This window comes from Celeribacter naphthalenivorans (assembly GCF_020524585.1).
Taxonomy (GTDB): Bacteria; Pseudomonadota; Alphaproteobacteria; order Rhodobacterales; family Rhodobacteraceae; genus Celeribacter; species Celeribacter naphthalenivorans.
Genome location: NZ_JAIVLK010000002.1, coordinates 106,801 through 123,331 on the forward strand (window position 1 = coordinate 106,801; position 16,531 = coordinate 123,331).

The 16,531-nt window shown below is 61.0% G+C and carries 17 protein-coding genes; 4 read left to right on the forward strand and 13 right to left on the reverse strand.

Translation table 11 applies throughout. The features are described 5' to 3' along the window. Positions 1–19: 19 nt before the first annotated feature. The 7 genes from eno to LC094_RS04175 all read right to left on the reverse strand — a co-directional run bounded on the left by eno (position 20) and on the right by LC094_RS04175 (position 6,210). Positions 20–1,297 (reverse strand): phosphopyruvate hydratase, encoded by a 1,278-nt coding sequence (eno, locus tag LC094_RS04145; protein ID WP_226550472.1) that lies wholly within the window; start codon positions 1,295–1,297, stop codon positions 20–22. A gap of 141 nt (positions 1,298–1,438) precedes the next feature. Next, positions 1,439–2,347, reverse strand: a complete 909-nt coding sequence (locus LC094_RS04150) for a DMT family transporter (RefSeq protein ID WP_226550474.1) — start codon at positions 2,345–2,347, stop codon at positions 1,439–1,441. 120 nt (positions 2,348–2,467) lie between these two features. Further along, positions 2,468–2,878, reverse strand: a complete 411-nt coding sequence (locus LC094_RS04155; RefSeq protein WP_226550475.1) for a Fur family transcriptional regulator — start codon at positions 2,876–2,878, stop codon at positions 2,468–2,470. 113 nt (positions 2,879–2,991) lie between these two features. Continuing rightward, on the reverse strand, positions 2,992–3,825 hold the full coding sequence (locus LC094_RS04160; protein WP_226550476.1) for a PhzF family phenazine biosynthesis protein: 834 nt from the start codon (positions 3,823–3,825) through the stop codon (positions 2,992–2,994). Beyond that, positions 3,822–5,087: a cation:proton antiporter gene (locus LC094_RS04165; RefSeq protein WP_226550477.1), complete on the reverse strand. Its 1,266-nt coding sequence runs from the start codon at positions 5,085–5,087 to the stop codon at positions 3,822–3,824. The genes LC094_RS04160 and LC094_RS04165 overlap by 4 nt, the downstream gene beginning before the upstream one ends. Before the next feature lie 127 nt (positions 5,088–5,214). Then, positions 5,215–5,433: a DUF6500 family protein gene (locus LC094_RS04170; protein ID WP_226550478.1), complete on the reverse strand. Its 219-nt coding sequence runs from the start codon at positions 5,431–5,433 to the stop codon at positions 5,215–5,217. Between the two features lie 69 nt (positions 5,434–5,502). Continuing rightward, on the reverse strand, positions 5,503–6,210 hold the full coding sequence (locus LC094_RS04175; RefSeq protein WP_226550479.1) for an endonuclease/exonuclease/phosphatase family protein: 708 nt from the start codon (positions 6,208–6,210) through the stop codon (positions 5,503–5,505). 36 nt (positions 6,211–6,246) lie between these two features. Between LC094_RS04175 and LC094_RS04180 the strand changes: the two genes are divergently transcribed. After that, entirely contained in the window at positions 6,247–6,921 is a 675-nt protein-coding gene (locus LC094_RS04180) for a hypothetical protein (RefSeq protein WP_226550480.1), read from the forward strand. Positions 6,922–6,925: 4 nt separating this feature from the next. Here LC094_RS04180 and LC094_RS04185 read toward each other — a convergent pair whose 3' ends face one another. From LC094_RS04185 to LC094_RS04195, 3 genes are all read right to left on the reverse strand, one after another. Continuing rightward, positions 6,926–8,326, reverse strand: a complete 1,401-nt coding sequence (locus tag LC094_RS04185) for a protein adenylyltransferase SelO (protein ID WP_226550482.1) — start codon at positions 8,324–8,326, stop codon at positions 6,926–6,928. Positions 8,327–8,364: 38 nt separating this feature from the next. Further along, the gene (locus LC094_RS04190; protein WP_226550483.1) at positions 8,365–9,315 is read right to left on the reverse strand and encodes a nucleoside hydrolase; all 951 of its coding nucleotides are present in this window, start codon (positions 9,313–9,315) and stop codon (positions 8,365–8,367) included. A gap of 76 nt (positions 9,316–9,391) precedes the next feature. After that, complete coding sequence (locus LC094_RS04195; protein WP_226550484.1) at positions 9,392–9,892, reverse strand: hypothetical protein; 501 nt, start codon at positions 9,890–9,892, stop codon at positions 9,392–9,394. 189 nt (positions 9,893–10,081) lie between these two features. Between LC094_RS04195 and LC094_RS04200 the strand changes: the two genes are divergently transcribed. Together LC094_RS04200 and LC094_RS04205 are read left to right on the forward strand one after the other, a co-directional pair. Continuing rightward, the gene (locus LC094_RS04200; protein ID WP_226550485.1) at positions 10,082–10,492 is read left to right on the forward strand and encodes a SufE family protein; all 411 of its coding nucleotides are present in this window, start codon (positions 10,082–10,084) and stop codon (positions 10,490–10,492) included. A 71-nt stretch (positions 10,493–10,563) separates the two neighbouring features. Next, positions 10,564–11,688, forward strand: coding sequence for a PA0069 family radical SAM protein (locus LC094_RS04205; RefSeq protein WP_226550486.1), 1,125 nt, complete (start codon positions 10,564–10,566; stop codon positions 11,686–11,688). On the opposite strand, the gene bmt is transcribed toward LC094_RS04205, so the two are convergent. The 3 genes from bmt to LC094_RS04220 all read right to left on the reverse strand — a co-directional run bounded on the left by bmt (position 11,685) and on the right by LC094_RS04220 (position 15,485). Continuing rightward, a complete protein-coding gene (gene bmt / locus LC094_RS04210) occupies positions 11,685–12,689 on the reverse strand; it encodes a betaine--homocysteine S-methyltransferase (RefSeq protein WP_226550487.1) in 1,005 nt (334 codons plus the stop codon). The genes LC094_RS04205 and bmt overlap by 4 nt on opposite strands. Before the next feature lie 78 nt (positions 12,690–12,767). Then, on the reverse strand, positions 12,768–14,822 hold the full coding sequence (locus LC094_RS04215) for a phosphatidylglycerol lysyltransferase domain-containing protein (RefSeq protein ID WP_226550488.1): 2,055 nt from the start codon (positions 14,820–14,822) through the stop codon (positions 12,768–12,770). Between the two features lie 351 nt (positions 14,823–15,173). Then, entirely contained in the window at positions 15,174–15,485 is a 312-nt protein-coding gene (locus LC094_RS04220; protein ID WP_226550490.1) for a DUF1476 domain-containing protein, read from the reverse strand. Positions 15,486–15,746: 261 nt separating this feature from the next. Between LC094_RS04220 and purC the strand changes: the two genes are divergently transcribed. After that, on the forward strand, positions 15,747–16,508 hold the full coding sequence (gene purC, locus LC094_RS04225; protein ID WP_219784740.1) for a phosphoribosylaminoimidazolesuccinocarboxamide synthase: 762 nt from the start codon (positions 15,747–15,749) through the stop codon (positions 16,506–16,508). Positions 16,509–16,531 lie beyond the last annotated feature (23 nt).

Consider the following 16,531-nt stretch of genomic DNA (forward strand, 5'->3'; position numbering starts at 1 on the left):
CCCGCCGTGGCGCACGGCCTTATTTCTTCAGGATCGACGTCCCGGCATATTCCGCCGTCGCGCCCAGTTGTTCCTCGATGCGGATCAGCTGGTTGTATTTCGCCATCCGGTCGGAGCGCGACATGGAGCCGGTTTTGATCTGGCCGCAGTTGGTGGCCACTGCCAAATCGGCGATGGTGGCGTCTTCGGTCTCGCCCGAGCGGTGCGACATCACGTTGGTGTAGCGCGCGCGGTGGGCCATATCGACGGCTTTGAGCGTCTCGGACAGCGACCCGATCTGGTTCACTTTCACCAGCATGGAGTTCGCAACACCTTGCTCGATGCCCGAGGCCAGACGCTCCGGGTTGGTCACGAAGAGATCGTCGCCCACGAGCTGGACTTTATCGCCGAGTTTCTCGGTCAAAAGCTTCCAACCGGCCCAATCGTCTTCGGCCATGCCGTCCTCGATGGAGATGATCGGGTAGTCGTTGCACAACTCGACGAGGTAGTCGGCGTTTTCCTCAGACGTGAGCGATTTGCCTTCGCCTTTCATCTCGTATTTGCCGCCCTCGTAGTACTCGGTCGAGGCGCAATCGAGCGCGAGGTAGATGTCTTCGCCCGGTTTGTAGCCAGCTTTTTCGATGGCGGAGAGCACGAAATCCAGCGCTTCGCGGGTCGAAGAGATGTTCGGCGCAAAGCCGCCCTCATCACCGATGCCGGTGTTGTAACCGGCGGCGGAGAGCTCTTTTTTCAGCGTGTGGAACACTTCGGCGCCCATGCGGATCGCTTCTTTCACGTTCGATGCCGACACAGGCATGATCATGAATTCCTGGAAATCGATCGGGTTGTCGGCATGCTCACCGCCGTTGATGATGTTCATCATCGGAACCGGCAACACGCGGGCGGCGGAGCCACCGACGTAGCGGTAGAGCGGCAGGGCGGAGTAGTCGGCGGCGGCTTTGGCAGCGGCCAGAGACACGCCGAGGATGGCGTTGGCACCGAGGCGGGCCTTGTTGGGCGTGCCGTCCAGCTCGATCATCACCGCGTCGAGCGCTTCTTGTTCGGTGGCGTCCATGCCGACGAGCGCTTCGGCAATCTCACCGTTCACGGCGGCGACGGCTTCCAAAACGCCTTTGCCTAGATAGCGGGAGGTGTCACCGTCGCGCTTTTCCACGGCTTCGTGTGCGCCCGTGGAGGCGCCCGACGGCACAGCGGCGCGGCCCATGGTGCCGTCTTCAAGAATGACGTCCACTTCCACGGTCGGATTGCCGCGGCTGTCGAGAATTTCGCGACCGATGATGTCGATGATGGTGCTCATTGAAGGTGTCCCTTTGCAATTTGGTTAAGCGGGCCAGTCGCCTGCTTGATACCAGCCGGGGCGTATAGGTCAACAACCCATGCGCTAACAACGGCCAACTCTTTGAAAACGGCGCATTCTAAAACGGCGCTAAAACAGGGATCAAACTCGAGGCGCTTCGAGGTCTGCCATCAACATGTCGCGATCCAGCCGTGCCAATTTGCGTTCGCGCAGGAAGCTATAGAGGCCGGAGGCGATGATCAGCGCAGAGCCGAGATAGGTCATCACATCGGGCCGCTCGCCAAAGACCAGAACGCCGCCGATCATGGTAAACACGAGCCGCGCATAGCGAAACGGCGTGACGGCGGAGGCATCGCCCAACCGCATCCCTGACACGATCAGCGCATAGCCCAAAGTGCCCGCGAGCATCGCGATGACCAACATGCCAGACAGGGTGAGATCAGGGGCCACCGGCGGTGCGCCAGAGACCCAAAGCGCCAGAAGGGCGGCAGGCAGGACTGCGAGGTAGGCTTGCATGGACACGACGGTGGAGGGCACGGCCACATCCATCACCCGTGTCATCAGGTCGCGTGCCGCCACGGCCACCACCGCGACGAGCACCCAAAGCGCCTGCGGCTCAAACGCGGAAAATCCGGGGCGAATGATCATCAAAACGCCGATGAAACCGACAAAAATCGCGCTCCAGCGTCGCCAGCCGACACGTTCCTTGAGGAAGACCGCCGCTCCGAGGGTGACGACCAGCGGCATGGATTGAAAGACGGCGCCGACGGTGGAAATCTCGACCCGGGACAAGGCCGTGACGAAAGCAATGGACCCAACGGCTTCGGTCGAAGCCCGCAAGAGGATCATGGGGCGCCAATTGCGCGCGGTGAAAATCCGGTCACGGCGCAGCAGAGCCCAGATCGTGAAAATCGCTGCGCAGCCGATACAGATCAACAGCAGCACCTCCGCGACCGGCATCGCGGTGGAGAGCTGTTTGATGAACATGTCCTCCACGGTGAAAAAGGCCATGGAGCCGATGATCATGAGAATGGCGCGCAGATTGTGCATGTGGGATCCTGAGTTTTTCCCAGACCTAGCGGGGCAGACACCCAAGCGGCAAGCTTTGTGAGGCCTCAAAAGCCGCAGACGGGGGAGGGCGAAACCACTCAACCCCGGGTCGCAAGGCGCTCAGCGCTTTTTGCGCACGCCGAAAAGTTCGAGGCGATGCCCCTTGAGATCGAACCCCAGCCGCTCCGCGATCTTTTCCTGAAGCGCTTCGATCTCCGGGTCGACGAATTCGATGACCTGTCCGGTTTCCATGTCGATCAGGTGATCATGATGCGCCCGATCCGCCGGTTCATAGCGCGCCCGCCCGTCGCCGAATTCGAGCTTGTCCAAAATGCCGCGCTCTTCGAACAGCTTCACGGTGCGGTACACCGTGGCCAGCGAAATTTTCGGGTCTTTGGCGGAGGCGCGGGCGTAAAGCTCCTCGGCATCCGGGTGATCCACCGCCTCTTCGAGCACGGAGGCAATGACGCGACGTTGCTCGGTCAGGCGCAGGCCCTTGGCCTCGCAACGCATCAGGATCGTGTCTGTCATGAGGGCTCCGGCTCAGGTGGTCTGCCCAAAGGTAAAAAAACGGGCCGGATTGGTCCAGCCCGCATTTGCGACTTACTCGCAAAACCATTTTGTAAGGATAGTCTGCTTTGGTCTCAAAAGACCAGCTTGCCCTCCATCATGCGGATCGCCTGACCGCCGATGGTGACGCCTTCGGGCGTGGCATGGACCGAGATTCGCGAGGGGCGGCCCATGTCGTCGCCTTGATGGATCGTCATGGTGATGTCGCCCCCGTCGCGCTCTTGGAACACCCGCCCAAGGGCGGCTGCTGCGGAGCCGGTCGCGGGGTCTTCGGGAATGTCATCGAGCGGCGCGAACATGCGCAAATGCACGGTCTCACCGTCGCGCCAATAGGGCGCTTGGGCAAAGTCGAGGCCCATCGGGTAGCGCGCGTGGCCCTCGCGGAAGCTGGCAATGTCGCAGGTGACGCGCGCCAAAGCCGCGCGCGAGGTGAGTTCCGTGAAGGTGAAGGCCAAGCCCATTCCGGCCATCACCGGCGCGGATTTCAGATCGCTCTCGGAAAGGCCAAGCGCTTTCGCGACCAAAGCCGCCTCGGGATGCGCGACGGTCTCAAGCGGCTGCGTGGCGGTGAATTCCGCCTTGCCATCCGCGGCTTTGGCGGTGATCAACCCGACCTTCAACTCAAGCCGCAACTCCGGCCCATAGCCCATCTCAGAGAGCGCCACAGCGGCACCGATGGTGGGATGCCCGGCAAAGGGCACCTCCATCGTCGGCGTGAAAATCCGCAAACGTGCAGTGTTTCCCGCCTCCTTGGGCGGGTAGAGAAACACGGTCTCCGAATAGTTGAACTCGCGTGCGATCTTTTGCAGCTGTTCTTCGGGCAGGGTGTCCGCCTCCGGCACGACGGCCAGAGGATTGCCGCCAAAGGCACGGTCGGTGAAGACGTCATAGGTCAGGTAGCGGGTCATACATCCAACTCCGGTTCAGGGCCGACACGTTTGGCGACGGCGGCGACGGTGAGGCCCTGGACGATGATCGAAAACACCACCACGATATAGGTCGCCGTCAGGATCAGCGGTTTCCATTCGCTGTCGGGCAAGGAGAGCGCGAGGGCGACGGAAATCCCGCCTTTGAGCCCGCCCCATGTCATGATCGGGATGGTGCCTTTCGAGAAATTCGAGAAGGGTTTGAGCAGGAACACCGGGATGGCCACCGCTGTGAGCCGCGCGATGAGCGCCAGCACGATGGCCATAAGTCCGCCGATGACGGAGGTGGTGTCAAAGGCCACGGCGAAGACCTCGAAACCGATCATCAGGAAGAGGATGGCGTTGAGAATCTCGTCGATCATTTTCCAGAAGGCATCGACATAGCGGCGGGTTTCCTCGGACATGCCGTATTTCGCGCCCACATCGCCGATCAAAAGCCCGGCGCAGACCGCCATGATCGGGGCGGACACATGCATCGCGACCGCCAATTCATAGCCGCCGAACGCAAGACCCAAGGTGATCAGCACCTCCAAAGCATAGTCATCAATGAGCCGCATCACGCGGAAGGTCAGCCAGCCCAAAACAAGACCCAACAGCGCACCGCCAATGGCCTCTTGGGCAAAGAGCCAGAGCGCGCCTTCGACGGCATTCTCACTCCCATGCACATCGCCATGACCCGTGCCCGCAAAGGCCAGGCCAACCAGCACAAGATAGACCACATAGCCCACGCCATCGTTGAACAGGCTCTCGCCCGCGATCTTGGTCTCAAGGCTTTTCGGCAGCGACGCCTGCCGCAACACGCCCAGCACCGCGACCGGATCGGTCGGCGAAATCAGCGCTCCGAAGGTGAGCGCGATCAACAGGGGCATACCGGTCAGCCAGCTAAAGCCCGCGCCCACCACGGCGGTGGACAGGGCCACGCCCAAGGTCGCCATGAGAAACACCGGCTTCCACTGCGCGCGAAGATCGGAGACCTTCACATGCAGAGCGCCCGCAAAGAGCAACAGCCCCAACATGCCTTCCAACAGCGTGTCGGAGAAATCAAAGGCCAGAACTTCGGCGCGGATGGTCTCTTCGACCAGAGAGGCGGGGAAAATCGCATCAAGTCCGATCACCGCGAGAGAGGCGATCAGCGCCACGACGAGAATGCCGATAGAGGAGGGGAGTTTCAAAAACAGGTAGTTGATCGCCCCGAAGGCGCCGGCGAGCACGATCAGAAGCGAGGTGATTTGCAGAAGTGTCATGGGAAGTGCCTTGAAGGGGGAACCGTTAAAATCGTCTTGGCAGCGGTTTAAAACGATTTCTCGGCCAGCGCACCACAGATTATCGCATACCGCTCCTCCAAAGAGCGCAGCTCTGAGATGGCCCGCCTCAAAGCCCCGCGCGGATCATGTCGCGAATTTTGGCTGATTTTTCAAAGTGATCGAGCTGATGGGTCTTGATCCACCATTCTGCGGCTTCCATCAAAAGCTCGGGGTCGTCATTTTTGTTGGCAAAGAAGGCGTAAAAAGACAGGCCAACCGTGTCGCCATTCTTGGCGATCTTCTCTTCACAGATTTTGATCGCTTTTGCCCGCAGAGTGTTGCGCATGTCATGCCTCGTATTTTTGTCGGACCATAGGCGAGGAGGCTATGAGATCAAGGCGTTATGCGGCGGTGCTCAGATATTCAAAGGTCTGAGATCGGCCCAGATCGGCAAATGATCGGAGGCTTGGCGCGACAGGACCGTCTCCGCCACGCCTGCGTCCCGCATCTCAAGCGCGGGAGTAAAAGCGATGCGGTCCAGCGCGGCCATCGGGCGCGAGGCGTGAAACGAGCGTCCCGGCGCGTGGATGTCGAAGGCATCGCGCAGCGGATCGAGGCCCTGCGTGCGCGACCATTCGTTGAAATCGCCCAAGATGACGGTCGGACGGTCGTCGAGTTTTGCCAGATGCGCGCGGATGGCGTGAAGCTGTTTCTGCCGCGAACTGCGCAACAGGCCCAGATGGACGCCAACGACCCGCAACCCCGGCAGATCCACGGCCACCGACCCACGCGGCTCCAACCCCGGCAGATCAAACCGATGCACGCACTCGACCAAGGCCCCTTTGCGCAGGAGGATCGCATTGCCATGCCAGCCGACGGACACCGGCGAAGTGTTGATGGGCAGGGCAGTGAACTCCGTATGCGTGTCGATCATCCGGGACGGCAACGCGGCAGGGCGTGGTCCCAACCGCAGATCGGCCTCTTGCAGCGCGATGACATCGGCCTCAAGGCTGTTGATCACATCCAGCACCCGCCCCGGCGCGCGTTTGCCATCCGTGCCTTTGCATTTGCGCAGATTATATGAGGCGAGGCGCAGCGCGCCGGTTTCCACTTTCGGTATCATCTGGTTAACATAGGCATGCAACAACAGGATTTCACCATGTCTGCCAAAGAGACTTTGCAAGAGCTGATGACCAAGGCCCGCAGCCAGCCTTTGGTCATGCGCCTCGTCTGGGTGGCTTTGATGGCGGAATTCGTCGCGGGCCTCGTGGCGGCGCGCTACACCTCGTCCTTCATCGCGCTGGGCACATTTGGGCTGACGCTTGTGCCGATGTTCTTCGCGCGTCGCTTTCACATCTATATCCCGCGTTCTTTCATGGCGGGGATCGTGCTGTTCATCTTCGCGACGCTGTTTCTGGGTGAGGTCGGCGATTTCTACAATCGCTATTGGTGGTGGGACATCGTGCTGCACGGAGGCTCTGCGCTGGGCTTTGGTCTTGTGGGCTTCATCGCGATTTTCATGCTGTTCCAAGGCGACCGCTATGCGGCCCCGCCTTGGGCCATGGGGCTCTTCGCCTTTTGTTTTGCGATGTCCATCGGCGCGCTCTGGGAGATTTTCGAATATACGATGGATCAGACTTTTGGCACGAATATGCAGAAATCCGGCCTTCAGGACACGATGTGGGACCTGATCGTTGACGCGGGCGGCGGCCTCATCGGCGCGGTGTCCGGCGCGATCTACGTGGCCTTTGACCGCAACACGCCTTTCGCAAGCCTGATCCGCGATTTTATCACCCGCAACAAGCGCTTGTTTGGGAAATACCGGTCGAAGTGAGAGATCACGTGCCGCAGAACGTTTTGTGCACCACCTGATCCTCGGTCGGCGGATGCGTCAAATCCTGATCTTCCTCTGCCAGATCAAACGGCGCACTCAACACCCGCGCCAGCCGCGCCGCCTTGCTCTCATCACCCTCAAGTGCGGCTTGAATGGCCTCTTCGATCCGATGATTGCGCGGGATGACGGCAGGGCTCGCCTTGGTGATGATCTCACGCCAAGTCCCCGCGCGTCGCGCCTCCCAACGCGGCACCCAGGCGTCAAACGCCTCCCGGTCCAACATCCAGTCGCGCGCAGAGCCGTCTAGCAAACCTCTGAACGTATTGGTGAAATCCGCGCCATCTTTGGCCATCAGGCCCAAGAGGTCCTGAATGAGCGGCACATCCGCCTCATTCGGATCGTCCATCCCAAGCTTCGCGCCAAACACCGCGCGCCATTCCGCCTGATAGGCCTCCGGAAAAGCATTCAGCACCTCGGTCAGCGCATCAATCGCCTTGTGCTGCCCGCCCAGCTCTTCCTCCATTTGCGGCACGAAACACGACCCCAATTGCGCCAAATTCCAATGCGCAATCGAGGGCTGTTGCTCATAGGCATAGCGCCCGAATTGGTCGATCGAACTATAGACCGCCTTTGGCGAATAGCCGTCGATAAAGGCGCAGGGGCCGTAGTCAATCGTCTCGCCCGAGACCGCCATATTGTCCGTGTTCATCACCCCATGGACAAAGCCCAGCCCCATCCATTTGGCGATCAACCGCGCCTGCGCTTTGACAATCTCGGCGTACAGCTCCAGCGTATCTTTGGCCTGCGGGTAATGTCGCGCGCGGACGTGGTCGGTCAAAAGCTTGACAGAGGCCTCATCGCCGCGTGCCGTGAAATATTGAAACGTGCCAACCCGGATGTGACTGGACGCAATGCGCACCAAAAGCCCGCCGGGGTAGGCGCGCTCGCGCTGCACCCGCGCGCCGGTTCGAAGCGCCGCCAAGGCGCGTGTCGTCGGCACACCCGCAGCCTGCATAAACTCGCTGATGATATATTCGCGCAGCACCGGCCCGATCCACGCCCGCCCATCGCCATTGCGCGAATAGGGCGTGCGCCCCGCGCCTTTGAGGTGGATGTCAAAGCGGCCATCCTCTGTGACCACCTCGCCCAAAAGCACCGCGCGCCCGTCGCCCAGCTGCGGCGACCAGCCGCCGAACTGATGCCCGGCATAAACCTGCGCAATCGGATCGGCGCCCTCGGGGATTACATTGCCCACAAGCATCGGCGCATCCCAATCGGATACACCCAAGGTCTCCGCCAATGGCGCATTCCATAGCATCACCTCGGGCGCGGGCGATAGCTCCGGCGCGATCCTCGTGTGAAACGCGTTGGGCAGGCGGGCATAGGAATTGTCGAACTGGGTCATAGCCTCAATGTAATCCGTTTCCTTTGCTGGCCAAATACTCATTGAAGGCGGCGGACACGCTCCGTCAACAGGTCAAAGAACCCATCCGCATCCGCATCCCCCATGAACATCGCATTTTTGGGCCGATCCGTGACGCCCCACCAATCGGCAACGGTCATGCCGCGGGTCAGTTTCGACTGGGTTTCAATCTCGACATTGATGAAACGCCCGGAAAACAGCTCCGGTTTGATCAGATAGGCGATCACCGTCGGATCGTGCAGCGGGCCACCCTGAGAGCCGTATTTCTCGATGTCGAACCGCTCAAAGAAATCGAGCCAGCCCGCGACCACGTCGCCCAAGTGATTGCCAAACGCCTTGAACGCCTGCAAACGCGGTGCGGTGACCAGCACTTTATGTGTACAATCCAGCGGCATCACCGTCAGTTTGACGCCAGATTTAAACACAATATCCGCCGCTTCCGGGTCGACATAGATGTTGAACTCGGCGGCCGGGGTGATGTTGCCCACTTCGAAATAGGCGCCGCCCATCAGGACGATCTCCTGCACGCGTTCGACAATATCCGGGGCTTTCTCGAAAGCCGTCGCGATGTTGGTCAAAGGCCCCATCGGGCAAAGAGTCACCGTGCCGGGGGCTTCGCGGCGCAGTGTTTCGATGATGAAATCCACACCGTGTTGCTTTTGCAAAGGCATGGTCGGCGCGGGCAATTCGATCCCGTCGAGGCCGGTTTTGCCGTGCACGTGTTCGGCGGTCACCAGCGTGTGTGCCATCGGCCTGTCACAGCCCGCGAAAACCAACACATCGGGGCGCCCGGCGACTTCGCAGATTTTGCGCGCATTCTCGGAGGTGCGCTCGATCGGCACATTGCCCGCGACCGCGACGATGCCCAAAAGGTCGATCTCCTCGGGCGAGCCAAGCGCCAGAAGGATCGCCATGGCGTCATCCTGTCCGGGGTCCGTGTCGATGATGATCTTGCGCGGGAAGTCCGACATGTGCGTGCCTTTTTACTGGTTGGTCAAAGGCGCAGCATGCTCCGCAGGGGGCGGGATGTAAAGCGGATCAGGCCGCTTAGCGCCGCACTTGGCGCGCGCCGTCAGCCCCGCGCACAATCACCGTGCGAATGCCCGCGATGTCCGTGTTCGACAAAGATTTCGCCGCCGTAATCTGACGCTGCGCAGGGCTGAGCGCAGGCACCGTCTCAGAGGGCGCACGCAGGCGGAAATCAAAGACCAAAGTGTCGGCGCGATCAGAGGGCGCGGCGACCAATTCGGCGTCATAATAGCCCGCAGAGGGCAGGGCGGCGGTGGCGGTCACGATGGCGCCTGAGGCGGATTTGACCATTTGCACCTCAGTGATCTGAGGCGCCAGCGGGCGGGTGTCGACAAAGACCGGATAGCCTTTGCGCGGCGCGAGGGTTGGCAGGACCGTGACGTTCTGGCCGTTCTGATCGACCGCGACGGCTTCGGATTTTCCGAACCAGTTGAGCGGGTTGAACCGCGACTCTTTCACTGTGGCGCAGCCCGCCAAAAGTGACAAAACCAGCCCCGAAATGATCACCTGACGCCGCATCGGCTTCTCCCTTACACCTTCGTGGTCCAAGGGCTACCCGAAAAGCCCCCTATTGAAAAGCCCGCGTTGCGGCGCCAGTCGAAAACACATGGCAAAGCGTAGGGCATAGCGCGGGGCAAAGAGCGGCGGACTGGACCTTTGCCGGGCAAAGGCCTATGTGATTTTGGCAGCAAAACTGAGGATCCGATCATGGCGCAAGAGAAGTTCGAAGAGATTGTCGAAACCTTTGAGTTTCTGGACGATTGGGAGGACCGCTATCGCCATGTGATCGAGATGGGCAAGGCCTTTCCGCCGCTTGATGACGCCTTCAAGGTGCCTGCGACCAAGGTCGAGGGCTGCGCCTCGCAGGTCTGGCTGGTGCCGACGATCGAGGGCGGTAAATTCGAGTTTCAGGGCGCCTCTGACGCGATGATCGTGCAGGGCCTGATTGCGATTTTGCATGAATTGTTCGCCGGATTGACCGTCTCTGAGGTCTTGACCACCGATGCGCCCGCCGAGCTCGCCCGATTGGGCCTCGATGAACACCTGTCGTCGCAGCGCTCCAACGGTCTGCGCGCCATGGTCGAACGGATCAGGGAGACCGCGCAAAAAGCGGCCTGAAAATCGCACGACAAGAGGGAGGACTAAGTTCTCCACTTGGCAAATGTTCTCTTTTTGTTCATATTTGTGGCATGAGCCACGAATCCAGAAACCCCTCCCATCTTTCGAGCGATTTCTTCAGCGACACGCTGCCTTTGGGACTGGTGCCCAAAGCGCGTGGCAGCACGTCCAACGCCGCCGGCCGGTTCGAACGTCTCGCCCGCGAAACCTTCATTGACGGTTGGGATGCGGAGCTTGAACAAAGCGTGATGCGCACCACCACGGTGGATGAGCGCCCGCGCAAAATCATCACCCGCAACGACAGCCCCGACATTCCTTTTGATCGCTCGATCAATCCCTATCGCGGCTGCGAACACGGCTGTTCTTACTGTTTTGCCCGCCCGAGCCATGCCTATCTGGGCCTGTCTCCGGGGTTGGATTTTGAAACTCGGCTGACGCGCAAACTGGGGGCGGCGGAGGTCTTGCGCCGCGAACTCTCCGCCAAAAGCTATGAGGTCGCGCCGATTGCCATGGGCACCAACACCGATCCGTATCAGCCTATCGAGGCGCGTGACCGCATCATGCGCAGCATTCTCGAGGTGCTTGCGGAGCACAATCACCCGGTGACCATCGTCACCAAGGGCACATTGATCGAGCGCGACATTGATATTTTAGCGCCGATGGCCGCGAAAGGCCTTGTGCATGTCGGGGTGTCGGTGACGACGCTGGGTTCGCGCCTGTCGCGTCAGTTGGAGCCGCGCGCGCCCGTGCCTGCGCGGCGGCTGAAAACCATCCGCGCGCTCTCTGAGGCGGGCATTCCCGTCCGCGTCATGGTCGCGCCCATCATTCCCGCGCTCACCGATCACGAGTTGGAGGCCATTTTGACGGCCGCGGCCACGCATGGGGCCAAAGCGGCGGCCTATATCATGTTGCGCCTGCCTCTGGAGGTCGCGCCTTTGTTCGAGGAGTGGCTTGAAACCCATGTGCCAGACCGCGCCGCGCGGGTGATGAACCGGGTGCGCGAGTTGCGCGGCGGCAAGGCCAATGACAGCACCTTCGGCACGCGGATGCGGGGCGAGGGCGAATGGGCGGAGCTGATGTCGAAACGCTTCGAGGTCGCGCTGTCCCGCACCGGATTGTCGCGCAAGGGAACAGTCCTGCGCACGGATCTCTTTGCTGTGCCGCCCAAACCGGGCGATCAGCTGAGCCTGTTTTAAAGCGCGTCCTCGGCAGGGTCTGTGTCGACCACGAAGGGCCCAAGGGCTGCGACCACCTGTTCGAGTGTCGGGCGGGCACCTTGCGGACGATGTTCCAGCGCCTGTTTCATCGCTTTGAGATGCGCAGGGCTTGTGCCACAGCATCCTCCGATGATCCGCGCGCCAGCATCACGTGCGAGACAGGCGTAATTGGCCATCATCGCAGGCGTGATGTCGTACTGCAGCTGTCCGTCGATCACCTGCGGCTGGCCTGCGTTGGCTTTGGCCACGATGGGGCATTCGGGCGCGCGGGCGGTGAGGTCCAAAATGCTGCGCACCACAGCGGACGGCCCCGCGCCGCAATTTGCGCCATAGGCCAAAGGCGGTTGCGCCATCCTGTCCACCAGAGTGGAAAGCTGCGCCGGGGTGACGCCCATCATCGTCGCGCCGCCCGTGTCGAAACTCATCGTCCCGATCCAAGGCAGCCCCGCGTTGCTGGCCCCTTCGGCGGCGGCGCTCAATTCGTCGAGTGAAGACATGGTTTCGATCCAAGCAATATCGACGCCCCCGGCTTTCAACGCTCGCGCCTGATCGAAAAACATCTCAGTGGCCTCCGTCTGGGAGAGCGTGCCCATCGGGGCCAAAATCTCTCCTGTCGGCCCCATCGTCCCGGCGACGACCACCGGGCGTGTGGCGGTGTCGGCGGCTTGGCGGGCCAGCTTGGCGGCGGTTTTGTTGATCTCAAAGACCTGAGCTTCGGCGCCCATATGTTTCAGCCGTGCCGCGGTGCCGCCAAAGGAGTTGGTCAGAAGAATGTCGGCCCCTGCCGCGATGGCCTCTTGGTGCAAGGTCAGGACGCATTCGGGTCTGTCGAAATTCCACATCTCCGGCGCTGTGCCGCGCGGGAGGCCCATGTCATAGAGCGTCGTCGCCATGGCTCCATCGGCCAAAAGCCACTCGTGGGCGCTCAGCAGTTGGCTCAAAAGGGTGTCAGACGGCGTATCGGGCACGAGTTTGGACATGTGGTCTCCGGCAAATGCAATGCCTGACCTCCTAAAGCCTTTTGCAAAGAGAGGCAAAACACGTCGGCGACAACAGGTTTATTTTCGGCGCAGTTTCAGGGCTTTGGAGAGCCGCAAAGTCGGGTGGGTGGCGGAGCGGGCCGCTTTCATCGGGTTGGCGGTTACTTTCGGCGGCGGCGCGGTCACGCGGCGCAGGATGTCCATGCCCGCGACCGTGAGCGCCAGACGCGTCGGTGCGGCCAGATAAAGCGTTTCCCACTGCGGTGCGAAGGCCGATTTGAAGCGGCGCAATCCTGCCGCCCCGGAGCGCGCAAGGAATTTTTGACGCAGCCAGCGGGTCAGGGGCGCGTGGTCTTCGCCCTGCCACGGGACGGCGGCCAAAGACAGGCGCGGCACGCCCTGTTTGCGGGCGGCCTCGATGGCTTTGACGATCAAAAGCTGGATCGTGCCATCGGGCGCGGCCTCGCCAGAGCGCATCAGATCGAGCGTCATCTCATTGCGGCTTTCATGAAAGCTGACGAAGGCCACGAGGTTGGTGCCTTGCCACGCCAGAAACACCCGCTGACAAGAAATGTAGTCGCGATCATAGGTGCCCATGGAAAAGCCGCGTTCCTGACCGCGCATCGCCAGCCATTCGGCGGCCACGCGGTCCATTTGACCGAGCGGCAGATCGCGAATGCCTTCGGTGACGCGAATGCGGCCTTCTTCGGCTTTGCGAAGAATACGTCGCAGTTGGCGTGTTTTCGAGCCTTCCAGATTGAACTCCGCCGGGATGAGCCAGGCTTCTTCGGCGGTGGACAGCACTTGCCAGCCCGCGCGGCGGGCGGAGGCGGCCATGCGGGCGCCGCATTTGTAGATCGCAGGCATCCGGTAGCGCCGGGCGGCGGCACGCGAGAGCGCATCACGGGTTTGTCCGGGGCAGTGCGCGGAGATCGGATCGGAGAGCATGACAAGCGACTGACCTATGGGGGAGGCCAGCCCCAGAGCCGTGCCATCTGCGGCAGACAACAGAGAGAAATCGCGGGTGCGCAACAGCCCGGCCTCGGCGCGCGGGGCGGCGAAAATCTGCACTTCGAGCTGGGGCGGCAGGTAGGGGGAGGGCGAGGTTTTCACCAGATGCGGCTCGCGGGCGAGATTGCAGCGCTTGGGGCCGCGCAAAATGAAGAGCGCCGAGATCGCAGCGGGCACGCCGTAATAGATCAGGCGAAAGGCGACCACGGCGCCCAGAAGTGGCTCAATCGGAATCGCAGGCAGCAGGGACGCCAATGTGGCCTCGAATGGGCCAACACCGCCGGGGGTCGAACTGATGAGGCCAGCGCCAAGAGAAAAGAGATAGGCCGACACCGTATGTCCCAGAGGCAGCAATAGGTGATCGGGCAAAAGCACGTAAAGCGCGAGGCCAGCGCAGATTGTGTCGATGGCGGCGAGGCCCACGACGGTGACCATGGTCTTGATCGAGGGCCAGGGCAGGCGGACGAGCGCGCGCGGCGGATAGATCGAGAGGGCGGCCAGCGTGAGGAAAAGCGCGATGGCGCCGGTCGCGAGCGTTTTCATCAAAGGCACTTCGGGTTGAAACACCAAAAGCGCCATGGCGGCCACTACGGCCCAGCCCATGAGAAAGGACAAGGCAACGGCGCCGGAGAGGCGCGCGGCCTGCCACAGCGTCAGTTCGGGCAGCATGCGCCAGCGGATGAGCGTGCCGGTCAGCGCGCCAAAGCCCAAAGCCTGCGACAGGCCGATGGCGAGGATGCCGGAGCTGCGGGCGGAACTGTCGGAAATGCCGGTGCCAAGCTGGGCGTGGAGCACCCGGTCATATTGTCCGACGGCCCAGAAACTGGCGAGCGTGGCCAGCCCTGCGAGCCCCCATTGACCGGGGGTGACGGTCGCAACGGTGGCAAACACGGCTTTCACATCGAGATGCGCGACTTTTTCCCACAACAGCCAGGCGAAAAACACCATGACGGCCAGCGGCAGCATCTGTTTTCCGAGAAGTTTGTGCAGGCCCTTACGGTCGCCTTGCGCGACCAGCGTGGCTTTGGCGTCTGGGGTCTCGGGGCCAGTGGCGCGCGGAGCGTGCGTCAGGACGGAAGATCGTTTGAGCGTGTCCTCAATCTCGATCTGGCTGTGTCGCATCGGATGTCGCTCCTTTGGCCTATGGGCCTGATCTGTGCCATGTCGTTCAACACCTTTGGCCATGTGTAGATTTGGCCATGTGCAGAGGTACACATGTCTTGCCGCGCTGAGGGGGTGTTGAGAGCCTTAAGCGCATTTTCCCAATATTCGATTAAAGCCTTTGACCTCTTCGAGAGCCGAACAGGGGGGCTTTGGCGCGACCGGAAACCTTTGCGGGGGCGTTTGAACGGATATTGTGGGGAACGAGAACAAGGCCCGCATCGTCGATGCAGGCCTCTCAAGGCGTCACAACAGAGCGTCACGTTAAGGTGACAAGATGGTGACGCGCGGTGGGGCAGGCGTGAGCTGCGCTCAGCCGTCCGCCAGCTCCACTTTGGCTTGGCTCAGAAAGCCCGTGTACAGCGTGCGCAGCTCTTGCATGGTCACGGACGCGCCCAGATCTTCGGACACTTTGGTGAGCACATCCTCGAAACCGGCCTCTTTCATATCGGCGCGGATCACGTCCTTGATGTAATCGTCGAGCTCCGCCGAGGGTTTGCCGAGCTTTTCGGCGGCCCAGATGGCGAGTTTCTTGTTGGCGCGCGATTCGGCGCGAAACTGAGCGGCAGAGTCGTGGGCATATTTGCTTTCAAACGCAGCTTCGCGTTCGTCGAAAGTGGTCATGGCAGGCTCCTCCTCGTTAAACCTTTGATTTAGATTATGCCCTTTGCATATCGGGGCGACAAGGAGGCAGATCAATGTTTCGTTTAAAATATAGGCGACATTAAAACAGTTTTCGGTGCGCAAGATGACCGACCGTTCCCCTGTCATAATTCCGTCTCATCGGATCGGGCCACCTTGCCCCGAGGGCCGCCTTGCCCTAAAGAGCGCATTTGAAGTGGCCGGTCGCATCGATTCCCGGCCCCACCAGCTTTTGGAGGCCCCATGGCGCGCCGCAAGAAAATCTACGAAGGCAAAGCGAAAACGCTCTACGAAGGTCCGGAACCGGGCACTTTGGTGCAGTATTTCAAGGATGATGCCACCGCGTTCAACGCCGAGAAAAAGGCGACGATTGAGGGCAAGGGCGTTCTCAACAACCGCCTGTCCGAGTTTTTCATGACCGGCCTGACGTCTCTGGGCATCCCGAACCACTTCATCAAGCGTTTGAACATGCGCGAGCAGCTCATTCGTCAGTGCGAAATCATCCCGCTCGAAGTGATCGTGCGCAACTATGCCGCTGGCTCCATGGCGAAACGTCTGGGTCTCGAAGAGGGCATGCGCCTGCCGCGGCCGATCATTGAGTTCTCCTATAAGGACGACGCTCTGGGCGATCCGCTGGTGCCGGAAGAATATATCATCGCTTTCGGCTGGGCCTCTCAGCAGGACCTCGACGACATCGTCGCACTCGCGCTGCGTGTCAACGACTATATGTCCGGCGTGATGTATGGCGTGGGCATCAAGCTGATCGACTTCAAAATCGAGATCGGTCGCGTTTGGGATGGCGATTTCATGCGTCTGATCGTGGCCGATGAAATCAGCCCCGACTCTTGCCGCCTGTGGGACATCGAAAGCGGGCAGAAGCTCGACAAGGACGTGTTCCGCCGCGATCTCGGCTCGTTGACCGATGCCTACACCGAAGTGGCGCGTCGTCTGGGCGTGTTGCCGACGAATGGCCCGATCGGCGACAAGCCGACCTTGATCAACTGAACTTTCAAAGACTGCCCGAAAGA